At 70.6% G+C, this 12,153-nt stretch carries 7 protein-coding genes and 4 tRNA genes; 4 read left to right on the forward strand and 7 right to left on the reverse strand.

The features are described from left to right. Positions 1 to 51: 51 nt before the first annotated feature. From J7E22_RS00915 to J7E22_RS00935, 5 genes are all read right to left on the reverse strand, one after another. Complete coding sequence (locus J7E22_RS00915; protein ID WP_214978010.1) at positions 52 to 525, reverse strand: hypothetical protein; 474 nt, start codon at positions 523 to 525, stop codon at positions 52 to 54. Between the two features lie 240 nt (positions 526 to 765). Beyond that, entirely contained in the window at positions 766 to 4,164 is a 3,399-nt protein-coding gene (locus J7E22_RS00920; RefSeq protein WP_214978012.1) for an ATP-binding protein, read from the reverse strand. Then, positions 4,161 to 4,973: a DUF4194 domain-containing protein gene (locus J7E22_RS00925; protein ID WP_214978014.1), complete on the reverse strand. Its 813-nt coding sequence runs from the start codon at positions 4,971 to 4,973 to the stop codon at positions 4,161 to 4,163. The genes J7E22_RS00920 and J7E22_RS00925 overlap by 4 nt, the downstream gene beginning before the upstream one ends. After that, positions 4,970 to 6,595 (reverse strand): DUF3375 family protein, encoded by a 1,626-nt coding sequence (locus J7E22_RS00930; RefSeq protein ID WP_214978015.1) that lies wholly within the window; start codon positions 6,593 to 6,595, stop codon positions 4,970 to 4,972. The genes J7E22_RS00925 and J7E22_RS00930 overlap by 4 nt, the downstream gene beginning before the upstream one ends. 63 nt (positions 6,596 to 6,658) lie before the next feature. After that, positions 6,659 to 6,731 (reverse strand) — tRNA-Val (locus tag J7E22_RS00935). A gap of 238 nt (positions 6,732 to 6,969) precedes the next feature. Here J7E22_RS00935 and J7E22_RS00940 point away from each other — a divergent pair. The 3 genes from J7E22_RS00940 to J7E22_RS00950 all read left to right on the forward strand — a co-directional run bounded on the left by J7E22_RS00940 (position 6,970) and on the right by J7E22_RS00950 (position 7,311). Beyond that, a tRNA-Gly gene (locus tag J7E22_RS00940) sits at positions 6,970 to 7,041 on the forward strand. Between the two features lie 83 nt (positions 7,042 to 7,124). Further along, positions 7,125 to 7,198 (forward strand) — tRNA-Cys (locus J7E22_RS00945). 38 nt (positions 7,199 to 7,236) lie between these two features. Beyond that, positions 7,237 to 7,311, forward strand: a tRNA-Val gene (locus J7E22_RS00950). Between the two features lie 505 nt (positions 7,312 to 7,816). Here J7E22_RS00950 and J7E22_RS00955 read toward each other — a convergent pair. Further along, positions 7,817 to 9,439, reverse strand: a complete 1,623-nt coding sequence (locus J7E22_RS00955; RefSeq protein ID WP_214978016.1) for a choice-of-anchor D domain-containing protein — start codon at positions 9,437 to 9,439, stop codon at positions 7,817 to 7,819. Positions 9,440 to 9,987: 548 nt separating this feature from the next. On the opposite strand from J7E22_RS00955, the gene J7E22_RS00960 reads away from it, so the two are divergent. After that, on the forward strand, positions 9,988 to 11,445 hold the full coding sequence (locus J7E22_RS00960) for a hypothetical protein (protein WP_214978017.1): 1,458 nt from the start codon (positions 9,988 to 9,990) through the stop codon (positions 11,443 to 11,445). Positions 11,446 to 11,587: 142 nt separating this feature from the next. On the opposite strand, the gene J7E22_RS00965 is transcribed toward J7E22_RS00960, so the two are convergent. Next, entirely contained in the window at positions 11,588 to 12,085 is a 498-nt protein-coding gene (locus tag J7E22_RS00965) for a hypothetical protein (RefSeq protein WP_214978018.1), read from the reverse strand. Positions 12,086 to 12,153: the final 68 nt, after the last annotated feature.

Here is a 12,153-nt window from a genome sequence, read left to right on the forward strand (position 1 = left end):
CGGGTTCTGCATGGCGGTCGCAGCCATGCTGAAGAGCGGCTCCGAAGAGTACTAGGCCGCCGAACCCGATTCCGGACCCGTCGCCGGGTCCGCCGTCGGCTCGACCGGCACCAGTTGACGACTCAGGACGGTCGCGCGCTCGAAGGGGCCGCGGCCGTCCTCGGTGTACACGGGCTCGTCGAAGGCGACCGTCCACGACAGCGGTTCCCCGACGCCGGGGTAGCCGACGAGCTGGTTGCCACCCGGCGCGACGATCACCCCGACCGGTTCTCCGGCCCACTGCTCGCCACCACGGTCGGTGGGGACGACCTGCACGAGGGCCCCGATGCCGAGAGCGAGGCTCTGGACTGGGGTGGGCTGGGGGGAGCGGCGACGTCCGAACACGCGCCCACCGTAGCGTGCGGCGCCGACGGCGCCGTCCTGGCCCTGCCCGAGGTCGGCTCGCCGAAGTCGCACGACACGCCACCGGTCATCCGCCGAGGTCGCAGCGCGCGCCGCAGGGGCGGTCGCCGTGCGGCGGTTCATGCGACCCCGTCGGACGGACTCGCCGCCGCGACAAGGTCGAGCGGACCGGCTTCCAACGGACTGGAGGCGCGGGGCCCGCCCACTCCGTGCCTCCAGTCCGTCGTCCGGGCCTGCCGAGATCGCACGACTCGCCGTGGGCGCGTCACCGAGGTCGCAGGACACGCCGCCCGGGCGGCCGCCGGGCGGCAGTTCGTGCGACCTCGGCACCGCCGGCCGCCGCCGGCCGCCGCCCCGCCGCCGTCACGCGGCCGGTTCGGGCGCGACGCGCGCGATCTCGGTGATCGACGAGTAGCCGGTCTCCGGGTGCTTCCGCATCGACAGCAGGCGCTCCATCGACGGTTCGAGCGCGGTCACCTTGTCGAGCGGCGCGCTCACCACGAGCTGGAACCCGAGCCGGAGCCAGGCCGTCACGGCACGTCCGGCGAACTCCGAGTCCGCCTTGATGAACGCCTCGTCGAGGAAGACCGGCGCGAACCGGGGCCGGGGCCGCGTCTCGTCGCCGAGCTGGTACCGGAGCGCCGCGCCGACGATGAACGCGACGAGCTCCTGCGTCTCGCCGCCGGACTTGTCCCCGAGCGATGAGTAGACGCCGAGGTCGTTGCCGTCCACGTCGTACCGGACCGCGGTGATCTCCATGTGCCGGCGGACGTCGAGCACGGCGTCGCGCTGCATGGTGCGGCCCTTCGGTGAGGACGGGTCGGGTCGGATCACGGCCATGAAGCGCCGGAGTCGCCGGAAGCGGGTCTCCAGCACGTCGTCGGTCAGCTCGGTGTCCACGGAGGCGGACAACGCGCGCAGTTCCTTCCGGAAGGAGACGACGTCCTCGCGGGTGACCCGCCGGATCTGGATCTTCAGGCGGTCTCGGTTCGCGCCGAACGGCAGCTCGCGGAGGATCTCGTTGACCGGCTCGAGGCGCTCCTCGATCTCGACGACGGCACGGTCGAAGGCGCCGGCGAGGGGGACGAGGTCCTCCCCGCTCCACTGCGACAGGCGGCGGCGCCACTCGGTCCGACGTGCGTGCAAGCCGGTCGCGACGATCTGTTCGAGGATCGCGGCGTAGTCCGGGTACGAGGCGACGCCGGTGCCGAGGTTCGGGTCCGGCCAGGCGTCCTGGTAGCGCTGGAACGTCAGGGTGAGCGCGTTCGACGCCGAGGCGGCACCGTCGAGCGCCTGCGAGAGCCGTTCCTCGAGCCGACGCCGGAGTCGCTTCGTCGCGTCGTCGAACCCGTCGATGCCGTCCGGGGCGCCGACCTCGTCGAACGCTTCTTCCAACAGCTGCGCCTGCCGCTCGTCGGGGAGGTGCTCGGGTGCGTCCTCGAAGCGTTCGAGGATCTCGGCGGCGGCGTCCTGGCCGTCGACGAGCACGGCGTGCCGCTCCTCGAGTCGGGTCACGGACAGCCGCGCTGCGGACCGGCGGTCCGCGGCCTCGTCGAGCGAGGCCCGCAGCCGGGCCACCGCGGCGCGGAGGGTCCGCAGCCCGTCGTCGGCCGCGAGCAGGGCCTGGCGCTCCTCGTCGAGGCGCGCCAGCGATGCCTCGACCCCGGCGACGTCGATGCCGTCCCACGTGACGTCGACCACGTGCTGGTGTGCCGCACGCAGGGCGTCGAGGGCCGCGATGTCCTGAGCGACGTCGGTGCGTCGGGCCTCGAGCGTGGTGAGGTCCTCGGCGATCGAGCGGAGCTCCCGTTCGACCGCGGCCATCCGGGCCTCGTTCGTGAAGCCGATGACGTTCGACTGCCGGCGGTCCCCGTGGGCACCGCGGCGCCCGTCGCGGAGCTGGCCGGACAGGGTGACCCGGCGACCACCGCCACCGAGGTCGGCGGCGTCGGCCACGCAGCGGGCGTCGGTGCGGTCGGACTCGATGCGCTCCCGCACCCACGTGCTGAACGGGGAGGGCTTGATCGCGAGCTTCCCGGACACCATCGACGGGTCGCCGTCGAGGTCCATGTGCGGCCCGGTGGGCACGCCCTCGAACTGGATGCGCACGGGGAGCCGGAGGCCGTCGATCGCGGCGCTGAAGTCGTCGAGTCGGTCCTGGTCGACCAGCAGGGTGCGGGCGACCGGGGCCAGGACGGACTCGATCGCGGTCCGCCACTGCTCTTCGGTGGGCAGGACGTCGAGCAGCTCGGCGACGAACGGCAGCTCGGCGGCGTCGATACCGGCCGCGCGGGCCATCGCGACCCGGGCCTCGTGCATCGGCAGCGGCATCGCGCCCTGTCGGTGCTCGAGCGACTGCCGTTCCTGCCGCAGCGACCGCTCACGATCGAGGAGCGGGTACTCCTCGCGCGTCAGGGCGTCGCGTCGGTCGTCCAGTTCGCTGCGCCGCGCCGCGAAAGAGCCGAGGAACTCGTGGGATGCGCGCTGGGCCGCCGTGAAGTCGGACTCGGTGTCCAGGGACAGCCCGAGCACCGCCGTGCGCTCGTCGAACGTGGCACGGGCGCGGACGACGCCGTCCCGCTCGCGGGTCCGGCGGTCGATGCGGTCCTCGAGCTGGGCCAGCGCGTTGCCGCCCTGGTCGCGGAGGCGCGCCTCGGCCTCGCGCAGTTCGATCTCGACGGCGGCGTGCCGGGCGGACGCGGCTTCGACCTCGGCCCGCGAGGCCGTGCGCTCCCGCCCGTTCCGCTCGACCTCGGCGTCGAGCAGGGCGCGCTTCCGCGAAGCCGTCCAGTGCGCGAAGGGCGACACCTCGGCACCGGTGGCGATCCCGTCGAGCGCCGCGGCGGCGGTCCGAGCGCGTTCGATCTCGTCGTACAGCGCGGTGATGGGGGAGAGGATGCGGACCTTGCGCTCCTCGGTGTCCATCGCCTCGTACGCTTCGTCGAGCGCGGAGAAGTGCGCGAGGGCACGATCGGCGGCCTCGTACGTGCCTGGTGTCTCGAGCACGAGGGACTTGTAGAGCGCGTCGACGGTCGGCAGGTGCTGGCCGGCCTGGATCCGGGCGAGGAGGCGCATCGCGCGGTTGCCGCCCCCGGAGTCGCCGATACCCAGCCGGGTCTGCAGCGTGTACGCGAGCTCCTGGTAGGTGTCGCGGATCACCAGGCCGGGGACGCGGCCGGTCAGCTCGAGGTGGTTGAACCGGGACGGGACGAACTCCTCGAGACGCCGCAGGTCGAACGTGTCGTCGACCGTCGCCATCGTCATCTGGATGTCACCGACACCACGCGCGCGCTTCGGGACGATGTACGCACGCAGGACCGTGAAGCGGCGCTCGTCGTCGTTCCGGAACGTCACTGCGACGGCGCCCCAGGTGGTCTGGTCGTCGCCGCGCAGGTTCACGTCCCGCAACGCGCCGGTCTCCGGGTCGCGACGGGTGTCGACCTTGCCCCGCAGGTACGTCAGCAGGTTGCGCTGGTCGGCCCCGCGTGCGCGGCCGGTGGTCGTGTCGTTCGAGGCGCCGTTGAACGGCACGTCGGACGGCATCATGACCGCCAGGTACGCGTCCATCAGCGTGGACTTGCCTGTGCCCGACGCACCGGAGATGAGCGTCGCGGTGCCGGAGAGCTCCACCTGGCGGTGGCCGTGGAAGCCGCCCCAGTTGACGACCTGCATCGACTCGGCGCGCCACTGCGCGACCGTGTCGAACAGTGCGGGGATCCCGTACGTCCGCAGGTCGGGGGAGTCGGTCGCGGTGTCGGTCATGCGTCCGTCTCGCCTTCGTCGTCGGTGTCGGTGTCGGACTGGAGGCGCTGCTCGGCCCCGTCGGTCGCGGTACCGGGCAGGGTGGTCGGCAGGATGTCGAGGGCGTCGGTCGGCGCGTCGGTCGCGGCCGCGTGCAGCCAACGATCGAGTTCGACGAGCCGCTCGAGGGGCAGCAGGACCTCGACGACGCTCGCGACCCGGAAGCGGTCCGGGTCGGTGGTCCGGATCAGGATCCGCGCCGTGATGAGCCGCTCGATCGCCTTCGCGACCCGCGCTTCGTCGCGCGTCCGGTCCGTCGACGACGCCGGCAGGAACCCGGACACGTGCCCGAGGATCTCGGCCCGGTCGACGACCACCTGGTCGGGGCCCGGGCGGGTGTCGGCCCGCAGCCGCATCCGCAGGTAGACCAGGACGATCGTCTCCTCGCGCGTGTACGGAACGTCGCGGAGCAGGGTGGGGAACGTGCGCCGCTGGCTCTCCGACCGCGCCTGCCGCTTCCACGCGACCTCGCGGTCGCGGTCGACGTGCAGTTCGAGGAACAGGTCGTTCAGGCGGGAGCGCAGCTGGTACTCGGCGTCGAGCACGGCGCGCCATTCGTCGGCGTGCGTGCGGGCGCTGACGTAGGTGTGCTTGAGCAGCGCCACGAGGGCGCGCCGCTGCAGGTCGTCGAGTCGGCCCTCGTCGCCCTCGAAGAGCGCGAAGCTCGACTCGTCGCGGTCGTCGCGGTCGTCGCGGTCGACGTCGATCACTGCGGTGTCGGTGTCGGCGGTGCCCATCTCGTGGGCCGGTGCCGGCGTCGTGTCGCTCACCGCGCCTCCTGTCCGTTCTCGTCGTTGCCTGTGTCCGGGGTGCCTGTCCCGGGGGTGCCTGTGTCCGTGATGCCTGTGTCGGGCGTCCCGGCGCCCGGCCGGCCCGTGAGGGCCGCAGCCGGCATCTGGAAGGTGACCTGCTCGCCGTCGGGCCGCACCGCTCGGTGGTCGACGACGTGCCGTGCGGACTCGAAGTCGTCGCGGCCGGTGAGGAGGTGCGCGAGTCCGAAGAGCTCGACCGGTCGACGCTGTTCGGCGGGCAGCCCGTGGAACGCGGCGACGCTCGTGTCGGCCGACCCGAGGGCGGTCCGCAGCTCGGCCAGCAGCGGACCACCGTGTCGGCGGAGCATCTCGACGTCGAGGTCCTCGAAGACGTCGTCGTCCGGCTCCTCGATGGGCGGCGGCACCGACTCGGCGTCCGGGTCGTAGAAGCGTTCCCGCAGCGTGCCGACCTCGGCGGCCGCTGGCAGCAGGCCGAGCGGGATGCGGTCGCGCGCGGACGTGCGGCCCACCCACGCGGCGAGACCGCGGTTCACCGACCGGAGGACGGCGTCGAGCTCCCGGTCACGGACGACGTCGTGCGCGACGATCTGGTCGCGGAGCGTGGCGGTGAGCTGGCGGCGCTGGGCCAGGACGTCCTCGATGCCCTGGCGGAGGATGCTCACCGTGTTGCGGAAGGCCCGGCGCTCAGCAGCGTCGAGGGAGTCCGCGAAGGGGTGGGCCAGGATCGTGGCGATGTCCTCGCGGAGCCGCAGCAGCAGGGCGTCGTCGCGGAGCAGCTCGAAGGCGCCCTCGAACGCGCGACCCTCCGGCGTCGCCTGCATGAGGTCGTCGGTGCGGGCCAGGTAGTCGTCGAGGATCTCGCCGATCGGGCGGACCTCTTGCCGGAAGTCCTCGACGATCGAGCGGTGCATCGCCGCGACGGCCTCCTCCACGCGCTTGAAGTCACTCGGGAGCTGCCGGATCAAGTCGGAGATGTTCGTGTACCCGTCCCGCATCCGGTCGTCGTCGACCGTGGTCACAGCGTCGCCGGAGGCCAGGCGGTCCCGCTCGGCCTGGAGTTCGGCGATCTGGGCGTCGAGCCGACGGATCTGCACGTCCGGGTCCGGCTCGGCACGGGAGGCCCACCGGTGCACCGCGTCGACGATCATCGCGAGGCGGCTCTCGCTGATCAGCGCCCGGTCCGCCGAGAGCGCGTCGACCAGGCTGAGTGCCTCGAGCGCGTGGGAGGTGAGGGAGTACTGCTCGTCGCCGTCTGGGGAGTTCGAGCGGACGAGCCACTGCGCCGCGACCCAGTCGCGGCAGAGGGCGCGGCCGTTCGGGCGGGGGTCGGTGGCGGCGCCGGTGTTGGTGCCGATGCCGATGCCGATGCCGGAGTCCGTGTCGGTCGGTGCGGGAGACTGGTCGCTCGCGGGGACGCGGGCGCCCGTCGCCTGGAGCCGGGCGACGTGCTCCTCGACCTGCAGGTGCATGCGGTCGGCCGGGACGTACTGGACGTCCCGGTCGAACACCGCCCGGAACACCGCGAGCACCGTCGCGCTCGTCGGGCGGGACATGAGGCGGAGGGTCGGGCGGTCGAGGACGGCACGGACTCGTGCGAACTCGAGGTCGACGTCGGCCATGTGCCCCTTCGTGTCGTGAAACACTTCGAGCCCGGCGCTTCTGCGCCGGGCTCTCGTGGTGGGTGGGCGATACCAGACTCGAACTGATGACCTCTTCGGTGTGAACGAAGCGCGCTACCAACTGCGCCAATCGCCCCCTGCACTGTGCGTGCTGGAACGATAGTAGCGGAAGTCCGGCCGCGGTCCGAACAGGCACGGCCTCCCGGGTGTGGCGGGGTCGCACAGGACGCTCCGAACCAGCCGCGATCCGCGTGAACACGGGGGACACGCCCGGTGAACCGAATGGATTTTGGTGGAAGCACTCGGGTTCGTATAGAGTTTACGAGTCGCCGCGAGAGCGGGTCAGACGGTCAGGCCCCCGGGTCTGATGCAGTGCGGATGTGGCGCAGTGGTAGCGCATCACCTTGCCAAGGTGAGGGTCGCGAGTTCGAATCTCGTCATCCGCTCGAGTGTTCAGTCCTTCGGGATCGAACTGCTCACCAGAGAGGTATCCCACCGTTCGGGTGCCCACGGCGACGTGGACCTCAATGGTGGGGTGGCCGAGAGGCTAGGCAGCGGCCTGCAAAGCCGTCCACGCGGGTTCGAATCCCGTCCCCACCTCCAGGCTCCATCCGGATCTCGATCCGGATGGGGAACGACCTGGGCGATTGGCGCAGCGGTAGCGCGCTTCCCTGACACGGAAGAGGTCACTGGTTCGATCCCAGTATCGCCCACCACGAGAAAGCCCCCGGATCGGGTCCATCAGGACCGCCGGGGGTTTTCTGCTGTCGACAACTGGTCATCCGCCGTCGGTGCTCGATCGGCATTGTGCACGGTGGACGGGTCGTGCACGTTGGATGGTTCGACGTAGTCGTTGGCATCGTCGTCGCGGTGGTCGGCCTGGGCCGCGCGGCAGGTCCGCGTCCGTCAGGTTGTCGTCGTCGAGGGCAACGTCGGGTCCGGGTGAGCGGCGAATGCAGCCGGAACGCCTTAGCTGGGACTTGTTCTCGAATGCTCGTGGCGTTCGGTGCATCCGGGCCCCGCGCGGGCAGACCGCCGCCCGTGCAGATTCCGCCACCTGCCGCACGGCAGTCAGGTCTCGGCCGGCAGCCCACCAACTCGCGCTGCCCCTCCTCAGCGGGCACGACTCTCAGCACAGAGAAGGCCCCGCTGGCCGCGTTGGCCAGCGGCGCGTCCTGCGTCTGGGTGAGCCTGTCGCGATGTTGGAGGCGAGCAGTGGGGTCAGCCGATCTGGACTGAGACGGCGTACGAGGCTGGGCTCCTCCCGGCCGCGTTGAGGGCCGTTACTTGCACCTCGTTTGTACCGGCAGGGAGGTCGGTGAGGACCAGCGGGCTGGACGTTCCGCTGACCTGATGCCATCCGTAGACCGTGCTGAGCACGTAGCTGGTGATCGGCGAACCGCCGTTGCTTGCAGGTGGGGTGAACGACACCGTCACCGACCCCGACTCCGTGGCGACGTGGGTGATGGTCGGCCGGCCCGGTGCTGTCACCGTCTGCGGTGCGGTTCCGAACGTGGCGGTGGCGGCCTTGCTGACGTTGCCGGCCGCATCGACGGCGAAGACGGCGACGGTGTACCGCTCCCGAGCGGGCACTGACGGGACCGTCGCGGAGAGACCGGAGACGGCGAGCGGCAGCCCGCTCTGCGCAGTGGCCCTGGCACCGTCACCCTGCACGAGTCGAGCCACGACGGATTTCGCATCCGACGACGTTGATGGTTTCCAGGTGACCGTCCGCGGTGAGGTGGATGAGACCTTCACTGCTGTGGGAGCGGCAGGTGCGGTGACGTCGGCGCGTGCTTGCCACTGCAGCGTTCCGGTCTGCGGCACGTTGTTGAAGCAGTACTGCGTGAAGGACATGTTGACCGTGTCGGGCAGCCGAGTGACGGGGTCGAGCGTGAATTGCTTCACCGTCTCCGTGCCGGACGTGTCGCACCCGATGGAATGTACCGTCGTCACGATGGAGTACCCGTTCCCTTCCCCGCCGGGGTAGGTGTTCCGGGTGCCGACGGGGAGCGGAACATCGTCTCCGGGCCCGTTGATGCGCACCGAAACCACGCTGCCGCTGCCGTCGAGGCTGTCTGCGTTGAACGTCCACCCGGAGCCGCCCTCGCCCACCGTCATCAGGGTGTTCGCGGAGGTGGCCTTCGTCGTTTGACCGTGGTCAACGACGTCGTTCCCCGACGAGGTGATGCCGGTCGAGCCGAGGTATGCCGAACCGGTCAGTGGAACCGTGCGGGTGCTCAATCCGACCTTCATGGTCACCGCAGCGGACGCCGGTCCGGCAGCCCTCGGTTGGAAGTTGACGTTGAACGTGCACGCGGCCCCAGCGGCGAGTGTCGTCTTGCACATGCTGTTGCTGGTGGAGAAGGACGTGGCGTTCGCGCCGGTGATCGTCGGTGTTCCGAGCGTCACCGGTGCGCTGCTGGTGTTGTGGACCGTTTCGACCTGCGCCGATCTCGGCAGTCCCACGAACGTCTTCGCGAACACGAAGCTCCGAGCGCCGAAGATGACGGAACGTGCCGGGTCCTCGCCGAACCGGAACTCGCCGACGCCGGGAAGGACAGCATCGAACCTCGTGATCTGACCAGTGGCGCTTGAGGCGAGGTCGAGGATGTCGAACTCGCCGTACATGTAGTCGTTGTTGATGCGCAGTTCCGGCACCGTCACCCCGTACGGCTCTTCACCGACGAGGTTGTACACACCGGCCGTCAGGGGTTTCCCGTCCGGCGGAGTGAGCGTGAACGAGGCGTAGTCGGTCCCGGGGACCGTCATCCGGGTGTCGATGCCGCGGGTGGTGTCGGCGAAGAGCACCTGCACGTTGGAGCCGTCGGCAAACTGCGGCATCCCTTTCGTGGAGTAGTGAGGGGAGACTATCTGCAGAACCCCGCCCGCCGGGGAGTCCGCGTCCGCAGACGTCGTGCCGACTGCTGCGAGCAGTCCTGTGGTCAGAAGCACGGCAGCAGCCAAAGAGGCTGAGCGGGCGATGCGTTGCATTGCGTAGTCCGTTCGGGTCGGCTCAATGCCCCCGAAATAGGGGTGATGCGACGACGGTACTCCGCTTGAGGATGTCTCGAACCGTCGAGCCGGCCGATCTGAGAACAACCGCAGAAGTGGCCCTCGGTGGAGTGGCCCCGCACGAGTCGTAGCGTCGCTCCTGTCCGCCTCTGACGCCGGAAACCGATGTGCCGCCGCCGGACGTCCATCCCGCGCACAGAACGAGCGAAGGCAATCGCCCCCCGAGGAAACCCCCGCATCGAGTTTGTCAGGACCGCCGGGGACAGTCGTGTTTCTGCGGCTGCGCCTCGGAGTCGCCGCGCGACGCCGCGTCCGCCGCGGGCCTGCTGCACCTCTCCAACGTCCTTCCGGCCAGCGCGGTCGGCTACGCTCCGGGCATGCTCTGGGGGAGACGACGTGCTCGGCTGACCGCGGCTGCCGCGGGCGTCGTGGCCGCAACGCTGCTGTTCACCGGGTGCTCTGCGCACCTCGACGCGGGGACTTCCGGTTCCCAACTGGCGGAACGGGAACTGTCGCAGCTCGACGGAGTGCAGTCCGTGCGCGGGTCCGGGACGAACAACCTCCCGTTCTCCGGCGCCGTGTCCGTCGACATCGTCGCGCGCGATGGTCTCCCGGACTCCCGGCTGCAGACGCTCACCGACGACGTCGGCCGCTGGGTCGTGAAGCACTCCGGCTCGGGCACGACGTACAGCGCTCATCTCGAAGCGGACGGCTTCGGCTTCTCGCTCCGCCGGCGGGCGTCCGAGAACAAGCGGCTGCTCACCGTCGTCGACTCGCTCCGGAAGGGCGGTCGTTGGCTCGGCGGGTCGGTGACCTCCGACGCGCCGGGCGGCACCAACACCGCGCGCATCGACCTCGCCGTGAAGACGCCGGCCGACCTCCTCACCGGGTGGACGACCGTGCGGAAGGCGGGATCCGCGTCGGGGTGGAAGGACGTGGCCGTGTCCGCCTCAGCGTGGAACACCCCTCCGAAGGACACCGAACTGCTGCGGAACGCCGACCTGAGCATCACCGACAGCGTGGCCGGGACGAAGGGCACAGTCGGCGACCCGACGCCGGAGGTATCGGCATACCAACAGGTCGTCGCGAAGCACAGGGTGACCGACGCCACGGTGTCCCCGGGCCGTGTCCACCTGCACCTGGCGGACCTTGCTGATGTCGCCGACGCCGCAGCCGTCATCAAGCGGGTGGCGCCGGCCACTGACGCCGTCCTCGATGGAGGCATCATCACGAAGGAGTTCCCCGAGAGCGACGGCAGCCTGTCGAAGGGAGCTGACTACGCCGAAGCGGATCGTCTCGCTGCGATCGCGAACCACGCCGGCGTGACCGCCATCTCCCTGCGGCCGGACTGGGTGACCGTCACCGCGAACGGGCCCGGCAACGTTGCCCCCATCGCCCGGGCGCTCGCAGCGGCGTCACCAGCAGCGCCGGTCACGTCGATCGACGTGGGGTCGAACGCGAGGGCCGCCGACGGTGACGTGACCGCCGGGCTGCTCGTGAGCGGGGCACCGACGCTGCTCGTGACGTCCGCACAGGTCGGCGAGCAGTTGCGGGGGTACCTGCCGGCGAGTTCGAGCTTGTTCCCGTCGAGGAAGGCCGTCACTGCGACGGTGCCGGATGTCGGAGCGGTGTCGGCGCTCGTACGGGCGTTGAAGCCGCTGCTCCCGGACGGGACCAGCCTCAGCATCGCCTTGCCGGGCGGCAGCGTCGGCGACTCCGCCCATTTGACCGTGCACGGTGGGACGCTCACCATCGACCCGGTCCGAGACGGGAGCACGAGCAGCGCGACCACGACGGCGCTGAACACGGCCGGCCGCGACGCCTGGAACAGCTGACGCCTCCTTCCGCATGTGTGGACGGCATGACCGGCTTCGTGCCGTCGCGTCGCACAGCTCGGTAGCCGGGAACTGGGGAGATCGGACAGCCGGGACCCGTGTCGGCAGCTGCGGCAACCGTGCGGTCGACGTCGCCTGGCCGCTACTCGGCCGACTTGTCCACCAGTCCTGCCGCGTGTGGCTTCTCGACGGCTGCCGGTCCGTCGATGACGAATCGCCACCGGGCGATGGCTGCGGCGACGCCGGCGGGTACTGCGAGGAGCAGCGGGTACTGCCATGACCAGTGGTCGTCCTCGAACGCGAAGAGGAGGGCTTGCATGGTGATCGCGGCGAGCGCTCCGGCGAGCACGGCGTGCGCGAGGGCGTGCGTGAGGTCACTTCGGACCCGTTGGAGCCCACGACCGAGGACGTGTGTGAACGGGAGCGCGACGACTGCTCCACCGAGCGCGACGACGGCGAAGACGACGATGAACACGACGAAGAGCCCCGCTGCGCCGCCGAGGCTCTCGAGGAACGTGCCTCTGCGAACGTTGTCGACGACCCACACGACGAGCGCGGTGGCGGGTGCTGTCGCGCACACCAGCCACAGGTAGCTCTTGATGACGAGCCCGCAGGTGTCCGCCCCAGTCCACTGCTTCACACCCGCCACTATGCGTACACGAGGCTCTGGGCGCACCACCCCGCGCCGTCCGTGACCGAACCATGAGG

It is taken from the genome of Curtobacterium sp. ISL-83 (genome assembly GCF_018613895.1).
Classification (GTDB): Bacteria; Actinomycetota; Actinomycetes; order Actinomycetales; family Microbacteriaceae; genus Curtobacterium.

Bases quoted from the DNA above. Each gene is read 5' to 3' on its own strand.
- J7E22_RS00930 (WP_214978015.1), bottom strand. From the start codon at position 6,595: ATGGCCGACGTCGACCTCGAGTTCGCACGAGTCCGTGCCGTCCTCGAC.
- J7E22_RS00915 (WP_214978010.1), bottom strand. From the start codon at position 525: ATGAACCGCCGCACGGCGACCGCCCCTGCGGCGCGCGCTGCGACCTCG.
- J7E22_RS00960 (WP_214978017.1), top strand. From the start codon at position 9,988: ATGCTCTGGGGGAGACGACGTGCTCGGCTGACCGCGGCTGCCGCGGGC.
- J7E22_RS00920 (WP_214978012.1), bottom strand. From the start codon at position 4,164: ATGACCGACACCGCGACCGACTCCCCCGACCTGCGGACGTACGGGATC.
- J7E22_RS00955 (WP_214978016.1), bottom strand. From the start codon at position 9,439: ATGCCGCAGTTTGCCGACGGCTCCAACGTGCAGGTGCTCTTCGCCGAC.